22 protein-coding genes and 1 pseudogene are annotated in these 22,306 nt (G+C 44.5%); 22 read left to right on the top strand and 1 reads right to left on the bottom strand.

Annotated features, from left to right (window positions below):
- The first annotated feature begins 28 nt into the window (after window positions 1-28).
- The 4 genes and pseudogenes from P8F77_RS17275 to rhuM form a co-directional block, all read left to right on the top strand.
- Window positions 29-826 (top strand): basic amino acid ABC transporter substrate-binding protein, encoded by a 798-nt coding sequence (locus tag P8F77_RS17275; protein ID WP_024729224.1) that lies wholly within the window; start codon window positions 29-31, stop codon window positions 824-826.
- Between the two features lie 25 nt (window positions 827-851).
- Window positions 852-1,529, top strand: coding sequence for an amino acid ABC transporter permease (locus tag P8F77_RS17270; protein WP_024729225.1), 678 nt, complete (start codon window positions 852-854; stop codon window positions 1,527-1,529).
- The gene (locus P8F77_RS17265) at window positions 1,516-2,238 is read left to right on the top strand and encodes an amino acid ABC transporter ATP-binding protein (protein WP_024729226.1); all 723 of its coding nucleotides are present in this window, start codon (window positions 1,516-1,518) and stop codon (window positions 2,236-2,238) included. Before P8F77_RS17270 ends, P8F77_RS17265 begins: the two co-directional genes overlap by 14 nt.
- 262 nt (window positions 2,239-2,500) lie before the next feature.
- Window positions 2,501-2,680 (top strand): annotated as a pseudogene (gene rhuM / locus P8F77_RS17260) (RhuM family protein); the annotation flags it as partial.
- A gap of 79 nt (window positions 2,681-2,759) precedes the next feature.
- Here rhuM and gdhA read toward each other — a convergent pair.
- Entirely contained in the window at window positions 2,760-4,094 is a 1,335-nt protein-coding gene (gene gdhA, locus P8F77_RS17255; RefSeq protein WP_024729227.1) for an NADP-specific glutamate dehydrogenase, read from the bottom strand.
- 236 nt (window positions 4,095-4,330) lie between these two features.
- On the opposite strand from gdhA, the gene P8F77_RS17250 reads away from it, so the two are divergent.
- The 18 genes from P8F77_RS17250 to P8F77_RS17165 all read left to right on the top strand — a co-directional run bounded on the left by P8F77_RS17250 (window position 4,331) and on the right by P8F77_RS17165 (window position 22,304).
- Window positions 4,331-5,071, top strand: coding sequence for a glycosyltransferase (locus tag P8F77_RS17250; RefSeq protein ID WP_024729228.1), 741 nt, complete (start codon window positions 4,331-4,333; stop codon window positions 5,069-5,071).
- The gene (locus P8F77_RS17245) at window positions 5,046-7,604 is read left to right on the top strand and encodes a YfhO family protein (protein WP_024729229.1); all 2,559 of its coding nucleotides are present in this window, start codon (window positions 5,046-5,048) and stop codon (window positions 7,602-7,604) included. Before P8F77_RS17250 ends, P8F77_RS17245 begins: the two co-directional genes overlap by 26 nt.
- A gap of 244 nt (window positions 7,605-7,848) precedes the next feature.
- Window positions 7,849-8,724: a DUF1002 domain-containing protein gene (locus tag P8F77_RS17240; RefSeq protein ID WP_024729230.1), complete on the top strand. Its 876-nt coding sequence runs from the start codon at window positions 7,849-7,851 to the stop codon at window positions 8,722-8,724.
- Between the two features lie 63 nt (window positions 8,725-8,787).
- The gene (locus P8F77_RS17235; protein WP_024729231.1) at window positions 8,788-9,054 is read left to right on the top strand and encodes a pro-sigmaK processing inhibitor BofA family protein; all 267 of its coding nucleotides are present in this window, start codon (window positions 8,788-8,790) and stop codon (window positions 9,052-9,054) included.
- A gap of 208 nt (window positions 9,055-9,262) precedes the next feature.
- Window positions 9,263-11,338, top strand: a complete 2,076-nt coding sequence (locus tag P8F77_RS17230; RefSeq protein WP_235824566.1) for a BglG family transcription antiterminator — start codon at window positions 9,263-9,265, stop codon at window positions 11,336-11,338.
- Window positions 11,332-11,607, top strand: a complete 276-nt coding sequence (locus P8F77_RS17225; RefSeq protein WP_024729233.1) for a PTS sugar transporter subunit IIB — start codon at window positions 11,332-11,334, stop codon at window positions 11,605-11,607. The genes P8F77_RS17230 and P8F77_RS17225 overlap by 7 nt, the downstream gene beginning before the upstream one ends.
- A gap of 25 nt (window positions 11,608-11,632) precedes the next feature.
- Window positions 11,633-12,913, top strand: coding sequence for a PTS ascorbate transporter subunit IIC (locus P8F77_RS17220; protein WP_095142899.1), 1,281 nt, complete (start codon window positions 11,633-11,635; stop codon window positions 12,911-12,913).
- Window positions 12,914-13,630, top strand: coding sequence for a tryptophan synthase subunit alpha (locus P8F77_RS17215; RefSeq protein ID WP_024729235.1), 717 nt, complete (start codon window positions 12,914-12,916; stop codon window positions 13,628-13,630). It begins immediately after the preceding gene.
- A 37-nt stretch (window positions 13,631-13,667) separates the two neighbouring features.
- A complete protein-coding gene (locus tag P8F77_RS17210; protein WP_024729236.1) occupies window positions 13,668-14,165 on the top strand; it encodes a prepilin peptidase in 498 nt (165 codons plus the stop codon).
- Complete coding sequence (locus P8F77_RS17205) at window positions 14,162-15,019, top strand: hypothetical protein (protein WP_024729237.1); 858 nt, start codon at window positions 14,162-14,164, stop codon at window positions 15,017-15,019. The genes P8F77_RS17210 and P8F77_RS17205 overlap by 4 nt, the downstream gene beginning before the upstream one ends.
- Entirely contained in the window at window positions 14,998-16,230 is a 1,233-nt protein-coding gene (locus P8F77_RS17200) for a CpaF family protein (RefSeq protein WP_024729238.1), read from the top strand. Before P8F77_RS17205 ends, P8F77_RS17200 begins: the two co-directional genes overlap by 22 nt.
- The gene (locus P8F77_RS17195; protein ID WP_024729239.1) at window positions 16,175-16,954 is read left to right on the top strand and encodes a type II secretion system F family protein; all 780 of its coding nucleotides are present in this window, start codon (window positions 16,175-16,177) and stop codon (window positions 16,952-16,954) included. Before P8F77_RS17200 ends, P8F77_RS17195 begins: the two co-directional genes overlap by 56 nt.
- 2 nt (window positions 16,955-16,956) lie before the next feature.
- Entirely contained in the window at window positions 16,957-18,258 is a 1,302-nt protein-coding gene (locus P8F77_RS17190; protein WP_024729240.1) for a type II secretion system F family protein, read from the top strand.
- Window positions 18,259-18,273: 15 nt separating this feature from the next.
- Window positions 18,274-18,435 carry a Flp1 family type IVb pilin gene (locus tag P8F77_RS17185; protein WP_081723925.1) on the top strand — a complete coding sequence of 54 codons (162 nt, stop codon included), beginning with the start codon at window positions 18,274-18,276 and terminating at the stop codon, window positions 18,433-18,435.
- Window positions 18,432-19,892 carry a DUF5702 domain-containing protein gene (locus tag P8F77_RS17180; RefSeq protein ID WP_024729241.1) on the top strand — a complete coding sequence of 487 codons (1,461 nt, stop codon included), beginning with the start codon at window positions 18,432-18,434 and terminating at the stop codon, window positions 19,890-19,892. Before P8F77_RS17185 ends, P8F77_RS17180 begins: the two co-directional genes overlap by 4 nt.
- A 27-nt stretch (window positions 19,893-19,919) precedes the next feature.
- Window positions 19,920-20,771 (top strand): pilus assembly protein TadE, encoded by an 852-nt coding sequence (locus P8F77_RS17175; RefSeq protein ID WP_024729242.1) that lies wholly within the window; start codon window positions 19,920-19,922, stop codon window positions 20,769-20,771.
- The gene (locus P8F77_RS17170) at window positions 20,759-21,157 is read left to right on the top strand and encodes a hypothetical protein (protein WP_347256208.1); all 399 of its coding nucleotides are present in this window, start codon (window positions 20,759-20,761) and stop codon (window positions 21,155-21,157) included. The genes P8F77_RS17175 and P8F77_RS17170 overlap by 13 nt, the downstream gene beginning before the upstream one ends.
- Window positions 21,150-22,304 carry a DUF6382 domain-containing protein gene (locus P8F77_RS17165; RefSeq protein WP_024729244.1) on the top strand — a complete coding sequence of 385 codons (1,155 nt, stop codon included), beginning with the start codon at window positions 21,150-21,152 and terminating at the stop codon, window positions 22,302-22,304. Before P8F77_RS17170 ends, P8F77_RS17165 begins: the two co-directional genes overlap by 8 nt.
- Window positions 22,305-22,306 lie beyond the last annotated feature (2 nt).

Raw genomic sequence — 22,306 nt, 5'->3', positions numbered from 1 at the left:
TTAAATCAAGTTTAAGAAGGAGAAGATCATGAGAAAAATTTTAACCGTAGCACTGGCTGGTGTATTGGCAGCAACAATGCTGTTTGCAGGATGCAGCAAAAAAGAAGAGAGCAAAATACCGGAAAAGATCATTGTAGGAACCAATGCGGAATTCCCTCCGTTTGAGTACGTTGACGACAATAAAAAGGTTGACGGCTTCGACATTGCGCTTATGAAAGAAATTGCGAAGCGCATGGATAAGAAGATCGAGATACAGAATATGGAATTCAAATCTTTGATCGGTTCTATGGAGTCCAAGACCATCAACGTAGTTGCAGCGGGAATGACAAAAACAGAGGAACGCCAGAATGCAGTAGATTTCTCAGACAGTTACTATACATCCAATCAGGCTATCATCGTAAAAAAAGACAGCAAGATTACAAAACTGTCTCAGCTGGACGGAAAGAAAATCGGTGTTCAGGAAGGAACTACAGGAGACCTTATTTCATCCGGAGATAAATTCGGTGAGCCGGGAAAAGAAAAAGTTATTGTAAAGAAGGCAAAGGTAAAAAGATTTAAAAAAGGTGTAGATGCAGTCATGGATCTGAAAAACGGATCAGTGGATGCAGTTGTCATCGATGAAAAGCCTGCTCAGGAATTTGTAAAGAACAACAGCAAGAAGCTGAAATTAGTCATTGACTCTGCGGGAGCAGAATACTACTGCCTGGCACTTCCGAAAGGAAACGAAGAGTTTAAGAAAGAGATCAACAAACAGTTAAAGGCAATCAAGGAAGATGGAACTTACGATAAGCTCAAAGCAAAATACATCGATAATTCCGATAAGTAGTTTACAGGAAAGGTAAGATATTGACATGTTAGATTCATATTATCGGGCTTTTATAGCAGAGCAGCGGTACCTGATGTACCTGGACGGACTAAAAATGACTCTGCTGGTATCTCTGCTGGCGATTATCCTGGGTGTAGCGCTGGGAACCATTCTTGCACTGATGCGCATGACAGCAGAGCGGAGAGGGAAAAGTACATTATTATCTAAAATAGCATATGTATATATTGATATTATCAGAGGAACCCCTACGGTTACGCAGCTGCTGATCATGTATTTTGTAGTTCTGAAAGGGGTAGACGGACTGATCGTCGGTACGGTGACGTTCGGGCTGAACAGTGCAGCGTATGTCGCAGAAATCATCAGGGCAGGAATCCTTGCAGTAGATCATGGACAGATGGAAGGCGGACGCTCTCTGGGCCTGTCTTATGGACAAACAATGAAAGATATCATCCTTCCGCAGGCGGTAAAAAATATTCTTCCCGCATTGGGAAATGAGTTTATTGTCCTGATCAAGGAAACAGCTATATTGGGATACGTATCCATCGTTGACCTGACGAAGGTTGCGGATTTTGTTACTTCACGAACATATGAAGCGTTTGCTCCTCTGATCGGAACAGCCATTATTTATTATCTGGTTGTAAAGGTTCTCACTCTTGTATTAGGGGTTGTGGAAAGGAGGCTGAGACAGAGTGATAAACGTTAAAGATTTACACAAATATTTCGGCTCTCTGGAAGTCCTGAAAGGCATCAACTGCCACATTGAGAAGGGAGAATGTGTCTGTATCATAGGTGCGTCCGGCTCCGGAAAGAGTACATTCTTACGGTGTCTCAACCTTTTAGAGACACCTACAAAAGGTGACATTACCATTGACGGTATGAACATCATGGAGAAGGGGGTTGATGTGGATGAACTCCGCCGGAAGGTAGGCATGGTGTTTCAGCATTTTAACCTTTTTCCTCACCTGTCTATTCTTGATAATGTGACGTTAGCCCCGATTCGTCACAAGATGATGACGCCAGACGAGGCTAAGAAGAAGGCCATGGAGCTGCTAAACCGCGTAGGCGTCGGCGACAAGGCGGACAACTATCCGGTGCAGCTGTCTGGAGGACAGAAACAGCGTGTGGCCATCGCCAGATCACTGGCTCTGTCACCGGATATCATGCTGTTTGATGAGCCTACTTCAGCCCTTGACCCTGAAATGGTCGGAGAAGTTCTTGAGGTTATGAAACAGCTTGCAAAGGAAGGGATGACCATGGCGGTTGTCACCCATGAGATGGGGTTTGCAAGAGAGGTGGCTGACAGAGTCCTGTTTATGGACGGCGGAGTCATTCTGGAAGCCGGGACACCGGAACAGATTTTTGACTATCCGAAAGAAGACAGGACGAAAGAATTTTTGAGTAAGGTATTATGACATGTTCCACACGATTTCCGTTCGGTTCTTAGAATGCCTCACTCCAATCGTGTAGAAAATGGACATATTATCTGCTGGAGCAGGCTGCTTAGAAATCAAAGGTGCCACCTGCGATAGTTTTTCTAATACTAAGCTGATCTTTATACGGCAAAAGTGTTTTAAGGCAGAAAGATTAAGACGTTATTTATAAAAAACATGTTGCAAATTTCGGAGCAACATGTTTTTTCTTTAGAAAATTATTTCTGGCTGCTGGAGCTATTTACAAAATAAACTTCATTTTGCTGCACATGGGCATACTGCTGCAGAAGTGATTTATGAACGTGCCGATGCAAACAAGCCGTTTATGGGTTTAACCTCATTTTCCGGAGAGATACCAATTAAAAAAGATATTGGTATTGCTAAGAATTACCTGAGACAAGACGAACTGAAAGTACTTAAAAATCCAGAGAATAAATGAAATAAAATACCGGAAACCAGTCACAGTTCCCGGTATTTTTTAGTTGCATTAAATTGTATGTATTCTACACGATTCCCTGTGCTGTCATCGCATCAACGACTTTTTCAAATCCTGCGATATTTGCACCGGCCACATAGTTTCCTTCCATGCCGTAGCGTTTTGCCGCGTCGTCTAAGTTGTGGAAGATATTTACCATGATGTTCTGTAATTTGCCGTCCACTTCCTCGAATGACCAGCTTAAACGTTCGCTGTTCTGGGACATTTCCAGTGCAGATGTAGCAACACCGCCGGCATTGGCAGCTTTTCCTGGAGCAAATAAGATATTGTTTGCCTGAAGGTATTCTGTTGCCTCCAGGGTGGTAGGCATGTTTGCACCCTCTGCGACTGCGAAACATCCGTTTGCAGCCAATGTTTTTGCATCTTCGATATCTAATTCATTCTGAGTTGCACATGGCAGGGCAACATCACAAGGAATGGTCCATACGCCTCTTCCTTCGTGGTATTCTGCGCTTGGACGGGCCTTAGCATATTCGGTAAGGCGGGCACGCTTCACTTCTTTTACATCCTTTAATAAATCTACATCGATTCCGTCTTTGTCATAAATCCAGCCTGTGGAATCAGAGACAGTTACGACTTTGGCACCTAACTGCTGTGCTTTCTGGGCAGCGTAGATTGCAACGTTTCCGGAACCGGAAATACATATGGTGGCATCTTTGAGAGATTTGCCGTTGCATTTGAGCATTTCGTCTGTCAGATAGAGGAGTCCGTATCCGGTAGCTTCTGTACGTGCCAGAGATCCGCCGTAAGATAATCCTTTTCCTGTGAGCACACCTTCGTATACTCCGCGGATTCTTTTATACTGTCCAAACATATATCCGATCTCGCGGGCGCCCGTACCAATATCTCCGGCAGGGACGTCTGTGTCGGCACCGATATATTTACAGAGTTCCGTCATGAAGCTCTGGCAGAATGCCATAACTTCTCTGTCTGATTTTCCTTTAGGATCAAAATCAGCTCCGCCTTTTCCTCCGCCGATCGGAAGACCGGTAAGGGAATTTTTAAAGATCTGTTCAAAACCTAAGAACTTAATGATTCCAAGATTTACAGACGGATGAAGTCTCAGTCCGCCTTTGTAAGGTCCGATGGCACTGTTGAACTGAACGCGGTAACCGGTGTTTACCTGTACCTGTCCATTATCGTCTACCCAAGGCACGCGGAATTTGAACTGGCGCTCCGGATTGACAAGACGCTCTAACAGAGCCTCTTTTCTAAACTTCTCCTCATTGGCCTCTACGACTGCGCGAAGAGATTCCAGTACTTCTTTGACTGCCTGATGGAACTCCGGTTCAGCCGGATTCTGGGCAACCACTTTCTCAATTACTTCATCTACATATGACATTGTGTATCCTCCTTGAAACAATACTTCAGTATTTTGTTTTGCTTGGACTTTTATCGATAACATTATACAGGATAAAATCTCATAAGACAATAGTAAATTACTGCTTTAATGTGTTGAAGTAAGAACGGGAAATGCATGAGGAAAAGATTTCATGTTTTTTCGGGGTATGATATAATGAGCGCAGAACGCCGACGGGGAACTGCTGGGGATGCGGCGGTATAAAGAAAGGAAACATAATGAAAAATTCAGTTGTCATTGCTTATTATAATGGGAAAGAATATATAAAGGAACAGGCGGAATCGATCTTAGGACAGCTTGGAGCAGAAGATGAGCTGATCATTTCCGTGGATTCCGATCAGGACGGTTCCGGGGAACTGCTCAGGGAGATGGCTGAAAATGACGGCCGTTTAAAACTGATCAGAGGCCCGGGCCAGGGAGTGGTAAAAAATTTTCAGAACGGTCTGCTTCACTGCACGGGAGATCTGGTTTTTTTGGCCGACCAGGATGATGTCTGGCTGCCCCAAAAGGTTGAGAAAGTGACAGCCTGCTTTAAAGACCCGGATGTCACGGTGGCAGTCCACAATGCGCAGATTTCTAATGAGGGATTAAAACCTCTGGATGAGACGACATTTCAGTGGAGGGACAGCGGTCCGGGATTTTGGAAGAACATAAAAAAGAATTCCTATATAGGATGCTGTATGGCATTTCGGCGGGATATCTTAAACCGCATTCTTCCTGTTCCGGATTCCATTTGGATTCATGACCAGTGGATCGGGCTTCTCGCTGAACAGCTTGGGAACCCGGTATTTTTAGAAGACGTTCTTTTACTGTACCGCAGGCACGGCGGAAATGTTACCGAACTTACACACGGCAGTGTCATATCCATGTTAAAAAAGCGATATGATATGATTATGGGAATTAACCGTCGGATCAGGAGGTGGAAGAGAGAAGATGCCAAAAAGAAGAAATTTTTATAGACGGAATAAATATTTAATATGGGCATTCCTTGCGCCGTTTTTCATCCTCGAAGGAATTGCAGTCATAATGAAAGTAGAACCCTTTGGGAACAACTCCTTTCTGATCGTGGATGCACTGCATCAGTATCTTCCATTTTTTGCGGATTATCATGAGAAGCTCAGGTCTTTGGACAGCCTGTTTTATTCTTTTCATGGCGGCCTCGGCTTCAACTTTTTGGGGCTGTGGGCGTATTATCTTTCCAGTCCGCTGAACCTTATTATTGTACTTTTTCCGAAAGAAATGCTGAACATGGTTCTCAGTCATCTCTATATTATAAAGATTGCCCTGTGCGGGCTGAGTGCGGCATATTATTTCAGATCCAGAGATAAAAAAAGGCAGGATATGAGCATCACTGCATTTGGAATTTGTTATGCCCTGAGCAGTTATATCGTGGGGTACAGCTGGAATATCATGTGGCTGGAAGTCATGATGATGCTTCCGCTGATCCTTGCGGGCATAGACCGGCTGATAAAGAAGCGGGACGGAAGGCTTTACTGTGCTGCCCTGTTTTTCTCCCTGCTCTGTAATTTTTACATGTCTTTCATGACATGTCTGTTTCTCATACTGTGGTATTTAATGTATGACCATAAAAAAGTGAAAGACTTTTTTGTAAACGGTCTGAAATTTGCAGGATATTCTGTTTTGTCGGCAATGATGGCGGGGGCCGTCCTGCTTCCGGCATATTTGGGAATAATGAAAACCTCATCTGCAAAATGGGATTTTCCTAAAGAACTTTGGTATGGGAATTTTGCGGATCTCTACTGCCGGCATTTCCTGGGGACTGCGCCGATTACCAACTCTGTCAACGACGGGGAGATTAATCTCTACTGCGGGATATTGACACTGATCTTCGTGCTGTTCTATTTCATGGCCTCACGGATTTCTTGGAAGACAAAAATAAAACGTGCAATGCTTCTGATACTTTTGTTTTTCAGCTTTAATATGCCGTTCCTTGGCTATATATGGCACGGATTTCACAATCAGTACGGAATACCAAACCGGTTTGCATATTTATATATTTTTCTTCTGCTCATTATGGCCTATGACGGACTACTGGTCATCAAGAGGGAAGGAAGAGAACAGGCATGGAAGCTCTGTATTGCCTGCGGCATCTTCTGTATGTCAGTTGGGATCTCAGGCCTCCTGAATACAAAAGCCTTTGACCGCAAAGTTTTGGCACTGACAACGGCAGCGATTTTCGTGTATCTCCTGGTATTTGCTGTGTACGACAGAAAAACGCTGTCCAGAAAAGGGATGATTGCCATATGCTCGGTTCTGCTGGCCATAGAAACAGCCGGGATGGCAGTCTACGGCTTTTCTGAGAACGGCCAGGTGCTGGTCACTGAATATTTCGGGGATACAAAAGATATCCAGAAGGTAAAGGACAAATACAAAACAGGTCCGGACCGGCGAATGGAACTGGTCAAGGGCAAAATGCTCGATGAGAGCATCTGGCATACATTAAACGGAGTCACCATGTTTGGGTCCACGGCCCTCGGCAGTGTAGTGGATATCATGGACGACCTGGGATTTTATACGGGAATCAATGAGTACCTGTATGAGGGGGCAACCCCTTTTACCAATAATCTTCTCGGAGTGAAGTATAATTTGTTAAGGACATCGGATACGAATACCACAGAATTTCAATATCTGGACCGCATCGGCAATGTAAATGTATATGAGAACCCATATTCTACGGCGGTTGGATACGGTATGAAAGAGTCAGCGTACAAATGGAAGTATGACGACGTTAATCCGTTCCTCGTACAGAACAGACTGTCCGGTGATGCGTTCGGGGGAAATGATATTTTTCACATGATCAAGACAGAACAGCCAAAAACCAACGCCTGCAAGATTACTCAGAGCAATGATGGGGAGTATGTCTTTGAAAATACCGCAAGTCTTTCCGACAACATGGTATTTGAGATCCCGGTCACAGAAGACGGAAAGCTTTATTTTCATTTCGACGGAAGCCAGGTGGAAGATACCGCCATTTACCGCAACAATGAGATATATATAAGCGGCAGGCTGAATGCACAGTGCATTTATCTGGGAGATTTAAAAAAGGGTGATCGTATCACTGTGAACATGAAACTGAAAGAAGATGACCTTATGTCGGGCGTGGTGAGAGTCACTCTGGCATCTTTAGACGAGGATTCCATGAAAGACCTGTACGGGAAAATGCAGGAACAGGCATTTCATCTGAGAGAGTCTTCAAGCGGCATGCTGAAAGGCTCTGTAAATATGTCAGAGGCAGGACCGGTATTTTTCTCAATCCCGTATGATAAGGGCTGGAAGGTTCTTGTGGACGGAAAAGAGACAGATGCAAAGTCAATCGGAAATGCATTTCTATGTGTGGATGTGTCTGGAGGAAAGCATGAGATTGAGCTTAAATACTGTCCTGAAGGATTTAAAGAAGGGGTCATTTTAACAGCCCTGGGATGGATTGTGTTTGCAGTGATCTGCATCAGGAAACGAAAAAAATCCGCCTAGACGGAGAGGAGGCCGGGAACCGTAAAGCTCCCGGCCGGTTATGAAAAAATTTTAAAAGCCTAGCAATCAAATTTGTTTAATTACTATGATTTTAGTATAAGCGGAAAATGTGAGCGGAATTTGATAAGATTATGAACAAACTGTGAACAAAAGTGTAAGAAAAAAATAAGCTTTTTATTGCTATTTATAAGGGACCGATATGTTAAACTAAACAGGTAAGAATAATTTACGGAGGAAAATTAAGATGGGAAAAAGAAAAGTTTTATTCAGGGCGGCAGCTCTGGCTTTGGCTGCGGTCATGACATTTTCATGGGGGCCGTCTAAGTTTGTTAAAGCGGACAGTATAGACAGCGATCAGTATCTGGCATTAGGGGCAGATCTCAGTTCAAAAGAAAAACAGACAGTACTGGAACTGCTCGGTGTGAGCGACACAAGCAGTTATACGTTGATTACAGTTACAAATAAAGAGGAACATGAATATCTGGGCGATTATCTTTCAAGCAAGGTCATAGGCAGCAGGGCGTTATCGTCTGTCACAGTCAAAAAGACCGACGGCGGAAGCGGTGTCAATGTTACCACAGAAAATATTACATACTGTACGGAAGGGATGTATAAGAATGCCCTTGTCACTGCGGGGATTAAAGACGCAGAGGTGAAGGTGGCCGGGCCGTTTAAAATATCCGGAACAGCGGCACTGGTGGGCGTCATGAAGTCCTATGAGGAAATGACCGGAAAAAAGATTCCCGAAAAGAGCAAGGATGCTGCAACTGACGAATTGATCACAACAGGTGAGGTATCTGAGAGCATCGGAAAAGAAGATGCGGAAAAACTGATCGCCGATGTAAAACAGAAGGTTGCTGAGGACAGTTTAAAGACTCCGGCAGAAATCGGAAAAGCCATCGATGAGTCTGCAAAGGATTTGGAAATCAATCTTTCCGATGCAGACCGCCAGAAGATTCAGGAGCTGATGGATAAGATATCAGACCTTAATTTAAATGTGGATCAGCTGAAGGAACAGGCAAAAGATATTTATAACAAACTCAACGACAGCGGATTTTTTGATAAGGTGAAAAGCTGGTTTTCAGGATTCGTAGATACCATTAAAGGAATTTTCAGCTAATCATAGAAAAGTGGATTAACCCTCTTTATGTCTACATATATTGGACATAAGGAGGGATTTTTTATGGATCAGAATCAGATGCTTTTATACATAATGGTGGTGGGCTGCGGCCTCTGTGTGCTTTACGGAATCTTAAAGAGGCCGTCCTACCTCCTGGTCTTGCTGGCGAGAGGAGGGTTCTGCTCGGCTCTTGTATTTTTTATCCACATCTATTGTCAGAAAAATGGAATTCATGCACCTGTGGATTTAAACATAGCTTCCATCGGAACAGGAGCACTCCTGGGCCTGCCCGGCGTCGTGGTGCTTTATGTGCTGGGATGCATCGTGTGAGTTTTTTACCACTATTTTCGTCACGCTTTGAAATGCGTTCCTCCAATAGTGATAAAAAACTATTAATCTAAGTTATATTCTATTTATTAAAAACTGCACGTTTCAGTGCAGTTTTTTGGTGTTCAGACATCTGCAGTCCATCTTGAAAATATTTGGTTTTGCACGGCCTTTCATACAATCTTATAATGGTTTTAAGGAGGGAGAAAGGGTGAATAATCGATTAAAAACTATTTTCTTGTTCTTAATACAAAATGACGATCAATACATCACGGTGAAAGATCTTTCGCGGAGATTTTCCATCAGTATGAGGACCGCTTACAATGACTTGAATCAGATCAGCGACTTTCTTTGTGAAAACGGTTTTATTAATCTGGACAGAGAAAAAAGCAAAGGAATTATACTGCGTTTGGACAATCAAGAAAAAAGGAGACTTCAGAAAATGATCTGGAGCGGGGAGGACCAAAATATTTCTCCCAGGGAGCGGAGCATTAAGATCACTCGTTACCTTTTAGAATCTCTTGATTATATTACCATCGATGAGATTTCCAATCACTTTCAATATTCAAGGAATACGATCGTCAATGACTTGAAAAAAGTAAAGAGCTGGATGGGCAGACATGAGCTTAAACTGGTAACTTATCCATACAGGGGGATCTGCATTGAAGGGGAAGAACATTCCGTAAGAGCTGCGTGGACTGCGTGCCTTACAGAAGAAAGACAGGGGAAAAATCTGATCAATGAGCTGAATTTATGGGGCACCATCATAGGAAAAGACGAAGCGGTAAAGCTGATCCAAACCGTCTCTGACCTGGAAGAAGAACTTCACACAAGGCTGTCCGATGAAGCTTACGGCCGGATTGTCTTTTCTCTCGGATTTTCTGTATATAGGATTCGAAATGGCAGAGAAATAGAGGAAGACTTCCTCTATCCAGGCCTGGAGGAATCAAATGAATTTCAGATCATTGCAAGAAGGGGAAGGGGACTTGAGAAAAAATTCGGTGTTTATTTTTCAGAAAAGGAAAAGGCATATCTTTCATCACTTTTTATAGCAAGCAGCCTGCAGGATGAAAAGAATTTCGGCAAGATTGTGAACCAGTGGCTGCCTCTTCAGATCATAGTCAGAAAATTGATCAAAGCCATGGAAGCAGAACTTGATGCAGAACTGATGCAGGACCGGCAGCTGTTTTATGGGCTGCTGGCACATTTGAGGCCTGCGTATTACAGAATCCTCTGCGGCATGCCTGTTGACAATCCGATGTATGAGTATGTCATGGAAAATTTTAGATTCATTCATGAAAAAGTAATGGACCAGATTTGTCTGGCAGAGCAGGACCTGGGAATTTTATTTCCCGAAGAAGAGGTCTCGTTTCTGACGATCTGTTTTGCGGCAGCACTGGAGAGGCAGAAGAAGAAAAAGAAAAGGCTTCCCCGGGTTATGGTGGTATGCAGTACGGGGACAAGCACATCACAGATGCTTTTATCCCAGCTGAAAAGCAGATTTCAAATTTCCCTGCTGGGGGCTTTTCCGGCCAGAAAGGTGGATGACATTTTAAGGAGTCAGAAAGTCGATCTGATCATTTCTACGGTGGAATTAATCCGGGACAATGTAAAAATTATAAAAGTCAGTCCGGTTCTGAGTAAAAATGACATGGACCGGCTGAGCGAACAGCTCGGTTCCATCGACACAAAAATCAGCGTACATGAAATTTTGGAAATTATGAAACGTCATGGAATGATCAGGGATGAAGCAGGACTGAAAAGAGAACTGGAACAGTATTTTAAATCCGAAACCACAGAGTTAATTACGGAAGGAAAGGACAGAGATCCAATGTTGATAGAAGTGTTAAACGAAGACTTGATTGAAACAAATGCAGAAATAAAAACCAGAGATGAAGCGGTGAGGGAGAGCGGACGGCTATTATGCAGCCAGGGGTTTGCAGAGGAGAGCTATATAGATGCGATGATCCAAAATGTGAAGGAAAACGGTACCTATATCGTGATTGCACCCGGAATCGCCATGCCTCACGCAAGGCCTGAATGCGGTGCAAAAAAGATCGGGATCAGCCTTATGACATTGAAAGAGCCGGTCGTATTCGGCCATAAGGTCAATGATCCTGTGAGAATTGTCATAGGCCTTTGCGCAGTCGATCACCAGACACATCTGACAGCACTCTCGGAGCTGGTAGAGATATTAAATGACAGGGAGAAAATAGAGTTGATCTTAAAGGCCGGATCGCCCAAAGAGATTATGGATGTTGTAAAGAAAGGAGCAGCCTTATGTTAAATATAGTGACAGTGTGCGGAGCAGGAGTCGGAAGCAGCATGATGATGCGTCTGTATGCGCAGCAGAGTCTGTCGGAAGAAGGGATTGAAGCAAATGTGGAGGCGGCAGACATCGGTTCTGTCAATCCCGATACCTTTGACATTGTGATCACCACATCTGATTTTGCAGACCTTCTTCATGCTTCCAGAGCGAAAATCGTGAGGATCGATAATATGATGGACAAGTCTTATCTGAAAGAACAGCTTTTAAGAACAATAAAAGAAATATAGACAGTGATTAGAGAAAGGATAAAATATGGATATATTAATGTACCTGATCAACAACGTCTTTAATCAGGCGGTGTTTGTCATAGGAATGGTCGTTTTTCTGGGAATGCTCGTACAAAAAACGGAGATGTCTAAAATCGTTGCAAGCACCGTTAAGACAATGATTGGATTTTTGCTGATCAATACAGGAGGACAGACGCTTGGGGCTGCACTGCTTCCTCTTCAGCCCATGCTCATAAGAGTCTTCCGTCTCCAGGTAAAAGTACAGGATCTGGGAGCCGCACAGGCAGAAAGCCTTGGGGACATAGGCAGTGAGATGGCCCTGATCTTTGCCCTTGGATTTCTGATGAATATTTTGCTGGCGAGAATTACGAAATTTAAGTATGTACATCTTTCTGCCCATGTCTCATTTTTCTTTTCCGGGCTGATTGCGGCGGCATTAAAATTTGGGACAAATTTAAGCTTTATACCATTAGTTCTCATAGGAGCCGTCCTGTTAGGGTGCTATATGACCTTTACATGTGCCTACGTGGCACCTCTGATGAAAAATATCAAGGGAGGGGAAGGATTTACCCTGGCACATTCCAGTTCCTGCGGTATCTGGCTGGCTGCAAAGATCGGCAGACTTGTGGGAAACAAAGAAAAGGATCTGGAGGATATTAAAATACCGAAGAAATTAAATTTCCTGAGAGAAATGACGATTGCACTTACTGTCGTAATGACCTTGATGTTTTTCGTAATCTCTCTGATCAGCGGTCCGGGATGGGTTGTGCAGCAGGTCAGTCAAGGCAGAGATATCATCAGTTTTTCCCTGCTGAACGGTTTACAGTTTGGACTCTGGATTACGGTGATCATCACCGGTGTGAGAATGCTTTTGTCAGAAATCATCCCTGCATTCCATGGAATTGCAGATAAGGTAATTCCGAACGCAGTTCCCGGACTGGATGTGCCGCTGCTGTTTCCCAATTATCCAACTTCCGTTATTTTTGGATTTTTGGTGAGCCTGGCCGCAGGATTTATCGGCATGGGGATTTTAGGAGCAGTCAATTATCCGGTCGTTGTGTTTCCGGCTCTGATCCCTACATTCTTTACAGGGGCGGTTACGGCTATTTTTGGAAACTCCACAGGCGGGATCCGGGGTGCGTTTGCAGGTTCATTTTTGAACGGATTGATTCTGATCATAGGCCAGGCACTCCTGCTTCCAATGATCGGAACTTATGCTCCGATCATGAGAATATTAAGTGAGACTGACTATTGTTTATACGGACCGCTTTTAGGAGGACTTTTAAAACTTCTGGGAGGCATTTAGATGAAAGATCTTGTATTGTATATGACCATTGGCTATCCTGATGAAAATACTTTTTTTCAAATGCTGGATATGCTGGATGAGGAAAAAGTTCCTGTTTTGGAGCTGGGAATTCCGGTCGGGAATCCGTTTCTGGACGGTGATCTGATCAGGCAAAGCCACAAGCAGGTGCTCGATTCAGGAATTGGCAGGGAAAAGATCGTAAGGTGGCTGCAGAAAATACGGAGAGAGTATAAATTCCGTATCATACTAATGACGTATAAGGAGGGTATGGAAAAGTTTTGTTTATCTGAACTGGACAGAAAATTATACGACGGCATTTTATGTGTGGATGAAGTGATAAGGGCAGATAGCGGGATGAAACCGGTTCAGATATATAATGAAACTATGACGGAAGTTCAAATGCTCGGACTACTGGCTGAGAATGCAAACTTTGCATATGTCATGAGCGGAAATGGGAAGACCGGATCTTTTTCGCGCCTGCCGGACGGATATATACGGACTGTTCATTTTTTAAAAAAAAATACAGCCCTGCCTGTCTATGTGGGATTTGGCATAAAGACGCTAAAAGACGTGAAGGCTGTGTGCAGCCATGGGGCAGACGGGGTGATCATCGGATCTCATTTTATGAGAATCATGAGAGAAAAAGGATGCCTGGAATGTAAAGAATATATAAAAATAATAAACAATTATTTACAAAAAACTGCTTTACAATCATAAAGAATAATTGTAAAATAATACCATAGGAGGGAGGCCTATGGTATTATTATTTTATCTCACAGCCGCGGTTATATGGGATTTCACCACATTCCGGATACCGAATTATTTTATTTTGTTTGGACTGATTCTTGGAGCTTTGCTCCTGCCGTTTCGCGGCTATGGCATACAGGAAGTCCTGCTGGGGTGTCTGTGCCCTGCTGTTTTTTTATATCCGCTGTTTTGCATGGGTGTCCTTGGTGCGGGAGATATCAAGCTCTTTGCTGTCACAGGACTGTTCCTCGGCGGATTAAACATATATCTTGTGGCGGTATCATTTGCAGCCGGAGGTGTTCTTTCTCTGTTTCAGATGTTATCTGACAGAAGTCTGATTCCGCGTCTTGTCTGTTTCTATTTCTATCTGCTCCGCTGTATCCATGAAAGAAAGTTTATGACGTATCCATCTTATTCCCCTCAGAAAGAGAAAAATCAAATTCATTTTACCACGGCAGTGATGATCGGGTATCTGATGCTGTGTGCATGGAAGGAGTGCCTATGAGCCATATTTTTATCGGCATCTATGATGAAGACGCTGTTTATGGAAAACGGCTGATGGAGTATATCAACCGGCAGAAAGAGTATCCTCTCACAGCGGCGGCGTTTGCTTCTTTAGAAGCACTCACAGAATTTACCGGCAGTCAGGATGTGAAAGGTTTAATTCTTGAGGAGGGAACACAGATCGATAGTAAAGTACCGGTTTATTACTTAAAGAAAGATTCCACACAGGAGGCATGCCGGTATGGAAGTGCAAAGGAGATCGTGAAGGAGGCCTATGCAGCTTTCAGGCCGAAAGGTCTGAGTTCAGGCGGTGTCACGGGTGTCTACTCTCCTTCCGATAATCTGAAGCGGACCGGATTTGCACTTGAGACCGCCGAAAAACTCAATGCATTGTTTTTAGGCATGGAGTCCTTTGGTTATGCCGTTTATAACAGGAGCATGGAGGACCTTTTGTTTGCGGTAAAGGCCAGGAGAGAGGGCATCATTGATTATGCATACAGTCTGACCGCCGGCACTGACGGAGTCCAAAGGATAGACTCTGCCCGATGTTTTCTGGACTATAAGGACATGTCCGGGGAAGATTACCGATGGTTTTTTCAGCAGCTGGGGGAAGCAGGCATATCCGCCGTATTAGATATGAGTACCGCCTGTATTTATGATTTTGAACTGTTCTCATTGTGTGACTGTCTGTATCTTCCTGTTTGGGAAGAAGATATAGAGGATTCCCGGTTTTTGGGGTTTAAAGAGCTTTCAAAACAGCACCCTGTACTTTCAACACTGCACTGGAAGGAGGTATATTTATCAAAGACACAGAACCGAGCAGACAGGACGAGATGTCCTGCAGAGAAATATTAAAAGAAAGAGTTCTTCAGAGGGCTGACCTCATCTGCGATATAAGCGACAGACAGCTCCTGGAACTGATAGAAGAAGAACTGCAGCGGATGTCGGAAGAAGGGTATCTGCCGCTGAAGTACAAGTTCGAACTGCTGAAAGAGGTTTATAACTCTCTGCGCAGACTTGATATTCTCCAGGAGCTGCTGGACGATACTTCGATCACGGAGATCATGATCAACGGATATGAAAATGTATTTGTTGAGATCGGCGGAAAGCTCAGGAGATGTCATAAGAAGTTTTCTTCCGAAGAGAAGCTGTATCAGGTGATCCAGCAGATCGTGGCAGGGGCCAACCGTATCGTCAATGAGACGAATCCCATAGTGGATGCCAGGCTCCCCGACGGTTCAAGGGTGAATGTAATGCTGCCGCCGGTCTCCTTAAACGGTGCCGCTATGACGATCAGAAAGTTTGCGGGGGAACCTATGACGATGGAATGGCTGAGGGGAAAAGGAGCCTTTACGCATTTTACGGAGCAGTTTCTTGAGATACTTGTGAAGGCCAGATATAACATTTTTATTTCAGGAGGCACCGGAAGCGGAAAGACAACATTGCTGAACGGAATGTCAAACTGTATTCCAAAAGATGAACGGATCATCACGATAGAGGACTCGGCCGAACTTAAACTCAATGGTATTGAAAACCTGGTTCGTCTGGAGATGAGAAATGCTAATATTGCCGGGGAGAACCAGATTACGATTGCACAGCTGATTAAGGCAGCGCTCAGGTCAAGACCCGACCGGATCATCGTGGGGGAAGTGCGCGGTGAGGAAGCTTTGTCGATGCTGAATGCCATGAACACTGGACATGACGGCTCCATTTCGACGGGACACTCAAACGGCCCGGAAGATATGCTCAGGCGCCTGGAAACAATGGTTCTCATGGGAGTAGATATGCCGGTCTCAGCCATAAGGGGACAGATCGCATCTGCCATTGATATTATCATTCATCTCGGCAGAGTCAGAGACGGCAGCAGAAAGCTGATGGAGATCGATGAGATTCTTGGAATTCACAACGGTCAGGTGAAGCTTGCAAAACTGTTTACGTATGATCAGGAAAAAGGGCTCTGTTTTGCCGGATCACTTAACAATACGAAAAAACTTAGGGAGTATGGTCAGTATGAGGCTTATAAAGAACTATTATCTCAGCAGAATCAAGGAGGTAAACATCCTTGAAGTGTTTGATATACGAAAGGCTGCGTTCAAAGCGGCACAGGGAATGATTTTGTTTTTTATAGTATGCTATCTCTTTTATGACCGGATCTGGCTCGGGCTCCTCTATGCCGTGTTTTGCTTCCCATATATGCTGTACCAGGCCAGAGAGGAGAGAAAGCTGCGGATCAGACAGGCCAGGCTGGAATTCAAAGAGATGCTGCTCTCCGTCTATAACAGTCTGAGCGCGGGATACTCCCTGGAAAACGCTGTGAGGGCCGCAAGAGATGATTTGAAAACAGTCAATGGAGATAAGAAAAGTGTGCTGGAACAGGAACTCTCTCTGGTGTGCGCGGGACTGGAGGTGAATCAGCCTATCGAAGTGTTGATGGACAAGATGGCTTTAAGGCTTGGTGTGGATGAAGCAGTGCAGTTTGCACAGGTGCTGTGGATAATTAAGAGAAACGGAGGGAATCTGATCCAGATCATTAAAAAGTCGGTGGAGCATATGAACCAGAAGATACAGGTGAAAGAAGAAATCCTTACGATGGTGTCTTCCAAAAGGATGGAACAGAAAATCATGTCTGTGATGCCGTTTTTTGTCCTTTTGTATGTGCGTCTCATGAACCCGGGATATTTTCAGGTTCTGTATGACTCGCCGGGAGGCGTGATATTGTCGACGGTTTGTCTGATTGTTTTAGTCACTGCAGGAATGTGGGCAAAAAGGATTGTGGAAATCGAGGTGTAACATTGATAGAAAAATGGGTCCGTCATCTGCCGGAAACAGCTGTCAGGAACAGGAGGGAGTGCATCCGCAGCTACTTCTGCGGCAGCAGGGAGGAACAGGAGAAAGAGGTTTGGCGTTCACTTTTCGAACAGTGGAGGAGGGTATTTCTCGCAGCCTTTATATTTGTTGGGGTCATCTTTTTAGCGGCAGGGGCAGAATGGCTGGGAAGAAAAGATATTGTCATCCACAGGGATAAAGACGGAGAAGAACTGAACCAGGAACTAAATATTGATACAGGCAAAGAAAAAGAGTCCTATGATCTGACCATTCATCCGAAGGCATATACCAAAAAAGAAGAAAGGGAAGCCTTTCAGAAGGCAAAAAGCTATCTGGAAAAACATATGAAAGGTGACAATCCGTCTTTAAATGAAGTGAAAAGCCCGCTTGATTTCCCAGGGCAGATTCCGGGAAGTCAGATAAAAGTCAGCTGGGATACAGGGGATCTGAGTCTGATCGATGAGGCAGGCAATGTATTTAACGGAGATTTAAAAAATCCTGTGATCATAAAAGTGAGAGCGTCTCTCTCATACGGAGAGCGCAGAGAAATAATCATGACACCGGTCCGCCTGGTTCCCGGACAGGCCGGCAAAAAGGGATCAAAAATTGCCGGAATTAAAAAGGAATTAGAACAAATTGAAAAAGAAAATGCAGGGAAAGAAACATTTCGTATTCCGTCAAGTATAAACGGCAGTGAGATTACAGAGGCGGACAAGGGGAAAAGCCGTCTCCCGATACTGGCTGCAATGGGTATCCTCTGTCTCGGGCTCCTGTGGTACACAGAGGAAGAAAGACAGAAGCAGAAGAAGGCTAATTCAATGAAAGAGACGATGGAGGAGTATCCTATGATTATCAGCCGGTTTGTTTTGCTCCTGGGAGCCGGAATGACGGTTCAGGGAGCAGTCCATTCCATCGGATCTTCTTATGACGGGGATCACCCCAAGTTTGTTTACCGGCAGTTTCAGGAGGCAGATAGAAAGATCGCTCTCGGGATGTCCCAGACGCAGGCTCTCAGTGAACTTGGAAGCAGCATTCAGCTGCCATGCTATAAAAAGCTGTCGGTCCTGCTTTCCCAGAGTCTGCTCAGAGGAACAAGGGATCTTTTAAGCAGACTTGAGGAGGAAGAGACAGCGGCGTTTTCAGAGCGGAAGGAAACGGCCCGGCGAAAAGGGGAGGAGGCCAGCACTAAGCTGCTGATGCCGATGATCCTTATGCTGATCGTTATTCTCACCCTGCTGATGGTGCCTGCATTTTTATCATTTTCGTAGAAAGGAGAGTTTGCTATGAAGGAGTTTATGAAAGATGAAAGAGGAATGGGTGTGGTAGAAGTGATTTTGATCATCGTCGTTCTCATAGGGCTTGTCATTATTTTTCAAACTCAGATCAAGAAAGTGGTACAGAACATTTTCAAAACGATCACATCCAAGACGGGTCAGGTTCAATGAAAACAAATACGAGGGGGAGTGTGACTGTATATGCAAGTCTTATGTTTCTCGTAGTTTTACTGCTGCTTAGCATGTGTCTGGAAGGAGCTTATCTCTATCTGGGAAAAGGGAAGGCCCAGGGAGCTTACATGGCGGCCCTCGCAGGTGCCAGAGGAAATTATCAAAAAGAGCTGGAGCAGCAATATCATCTGTTCGGATTGGATGTGCGGTATGGAAAACAGCTGGACGAGAAACTTGCGGAGGCATTGAAATACAATCTGACAGAGAGCAGGGATCCGTTTTCTTTTTATCCTGGCTCTGTGAGAACCTCTCATAAAGTTTCGCTGGCAGACAGAAGAGGTGAGATCCTGAGAGAACAGATCGCAGAATTCATGAAATACGACCTTGGGAAAGACGGCATCAGGCTGTTGACGGATAACGTGTTTAAGATGCCGAAAGAAGACGATGCCTCCCGGGCAAGAGAAGTCATCAATGAGGCAGACAGAGAAGCCAAAGAGGAGGAAGAAGCGGAGGAGACAGGAAAAAAGACGGAAACAAAAACGCCGGTGAGATCAAAAGATCCGAGGAAAGGGCTGGTCAAGATTTTGCGGGAGGGCACGGTGACTGTTGTACTGGGAAAAGAGGCGGAAGTATCCGAACAAAATGTACCGATCGTCTACGGACACAGGGACACGAAGAAGGAAAAGAATCCTGATTTCTATCAGGCGGAATCAGTAAGTCAGTCATTAAAAGGCCGGGGACAGTATGCATCTTCACCGGGGATAAAAACAGAACTTATGGGGACAGCCTACGGGGTAAAATATTTCAGGAACTATACATCAAAAGAAAAGAAGAAGGGCCTGCAGTATGAAACAGAATATCTGATTGCCGGAAAGGAGTCGGAAAAAGAAAATCTTGGTTCGGTGTTTTCTAAGATTCTCTTGATGAGATTCCTGCCAAACTTGATCTATGTTCAGGGAGATACTGTAAAACAGGGGCAGGCAGAGGCACTTGCGGTCTCGATCCTCGGAATTACCGGGCTCGTACCTGTTGTCAAGCTGGCAAAGCATCTGCTTCTGGCAGCGCTGGCCTATGGAGAATCAATTCTTGATCTGAGGAATCTTTCGGAAGGAAAACAGGTGCCTCTGTGGAAATCCAAAGACACATGGCAGATGGAATTTGCGGGTCTTTCCTCACTTACCGGCAGAAGAAAGTCTGTAAAGAAAGGACTGTCTTATAAAGATTATCTTCAGGTATTATTATTCCTCCAGACTGAAAAACAGGAAAAATATCTGCGGATGATGGATGTGATCGAGGACAATATAAAGAGGAAAGTCCCCGGGTTCTCTCTGAAGGATTGTTACGTTTCCTTTGAAGCAGAGACAAACATGAGTCTGAATCCGTTCAGATTCGGGGGAATCAATCTTCCGGTCATGGGACGGTATCAATGGCCAATGAAAGAAATATCACAATATTAATGTCTAAACGGGAGGAGGGGAGCAGAGATGTTCTTGGATTGTAAAAGAAAACATTTCTCCAAGCCAACAGCCAACAATTTAAAAATATCAATTGAATACAGACGATCCAAAGGGACATCTCTGCTCTCCTCCTCCGGTGGGAGCATGACGCTGGAAGCCAGCCTTCTGATCCCGGTTTTTGTATTTTTATTCCTGGCGCTGGCCTCGGTCGGGGAAAACCTGTGGATTCACGGTCAGGTATATCACGGAGTTACAGAGGCTGCAAAGGAGGAAGCGGTATATGAGTATATGCTGGCCAAAAAGAACATCTCTTCAATGAGGACCGTGCTGCTGAAACAGAAGTTTCTGACTGCTGTGGATCAAAAAAGGCTGAATAGCTCCTCACTTGCGGGAGGTGCACAGGGTATTTTGTTTACAGACTCGCGGTTTCAGGAAGACCGCGAAATCTATGAGATCAGGGCGCGCTACCGAATTGTGTACCGTCTTCCTTTTCTTCCGCCGTTTACAGGAGACTATGAGCAGAAGATCAGACAAAAAGCTATGACCGGATATGCTGAGGGACAGAGAGGAGCTGGCAGCGGGGAAGTATATATAACGCCCTATGAGAGTGTATACCACAAAGACATAAACTGTACGCATCTTTCACTGTCCATTGTTTCTGATTCGGATGTGCAGAAGTACAGAGACGGAAAGACCAGATACCGGGAATGTGAACGCTGCACAAAATACCATAAAGGGGATATATCCATTTTATTTATTGCGAAAGAGGGAGACGCTTATCACACGGACTTAGGATGCAGCGGCTTAAAAAGAACAGTCAGTAAGAAAAAGAAAAGTGAGGCAGAGGGGATGAAGCCATGCGAAAGATGCGGGAAATAGATGGATATATGACATTAGAGGCGAGCCTTATCGTACCTGTTATCTGTTTTTTACTTGTACTTCTGTTTTCGTTTTTCTTTTATATTATGGATCTGGGTATTGTATCTGGTACTGTAAAAGAAGCAGGATTGTATTCGGAGAAGCAAAAATATGGAACAGATTTGAGGCGGGATCTGGAAAGAAAGATCATGATGGGGCGGATCAGTTCATTCAGCGTATCTGAGACAAAGGAAAAGAGAAAGATCAAAGTACAGGCTGAAATTGGAGTGCCGGTGGCGGGAAGTGTGGAATTCTTTGGGCTGCGACTGTTTAAGATTACGGAACAGCAGGAATTTATGCTTCCAAAAGAGACAGAAAAGATCAGGAGGTGGAGCTTGATTGAATGAACAGTGGGTCCGGGAAGGGTTTGATCATTACTATGTTGTGCCTAAAACAGGCGGGGAAGTTTATGAAGAGCAGGTCCTTCTGTCAAATATGATCGCGGGGATCCTTCCCTGTGAACTTCGGAGGACGGAAAATGAAGAGGCATATTATTTTCATCTTGTTTCATCTGATTTATATATTGACCAGATTGGAAAGCTGGATGCGGGAAAATTTTTTATGGATCTGATCACGACGATAGAAGAAGCGGAGGATCACCTGCTGAATCCGGATCAATTTATTCTGACACCGAGGCATGTGTATGTTTTCGGCGGGAAGCCGGCTCTCTGCTATGTGCCGGGAAACGGATCAGACATCACAGAGCAGCTCATGGAGTTTGTACAGTCCTGTATTGATCAGCTGGATTATGGAAGCCGGAGCCAGGTCACTTTTTTTTACGAACTGCATAACAGGCTGAGAAAATCCCCAGTCTCCCTGGAAGGGCTGAAACAATTTATGAATCCTGAACCGGTATTGATTGAGCGGGCAAAGGAGTTTCCGGGAACAGAAGAATTCATAAAAGATGAACCTTTTGAGAGCAAGAAAGATAAAAGAGGCAGGATGCAGGTCTGTTCTGCCATGCTGTATATTCCGCTTCTTTTCTCTGCCGCATATTTTGCGGTCAGAGCATGGAATGAGGGAATGACCTATTCGAATCTCAGAGGGATTGTGATCGCAGGGTTTCTGATTATGCTAAACACAGGATGCCTGTGGGCAGAAGTAAAAAACAGCAGAAAAATCAGAGTGAAGCCGAAAGAAGATGAGAAACAGCCTGCGGATGAGACCGTGATGATGTGTGATGAAACCGTGCTTTTAGTCCGGGATAAAGGACCTGTTTTAAAGCCTTCGGGAGAGGAACATACGGAAATAGAATTAAACAGCGCTGAGTTCACTGCAGGGAGGCAGGAAGAAGCAGTTGATCTCTATCTGCCCCAGCCCGGAGTAAGCCGGAGGCACTTTCAGATATTGACAGAGAATGGGGGATACATACTCAGGGATCTGGGATCGAGAAACGGAACATTTTTGAATGGTGAAAGAGTGTGGAAGGAAACGGAACTAAAGAGCGGAGATGTGATAAAAGCAGGTACAGAACAATTTGAATTTATGATATAATT

The organism is Anaerostipes sp. PC18, from assembly GCF_039789045.1.
In the GTDB taxonomy this organism is placed as follows: Bacteria; Bacillota; Clostridia; order Lachnospirales; family Lachnospiraceae; genus Anaerostipes; species Anaerostipes hominis.
Note: the sequence above shows the minus strand (reverse complement) of the source record. Positions and strands in the feature narration are given on the sequence as shown.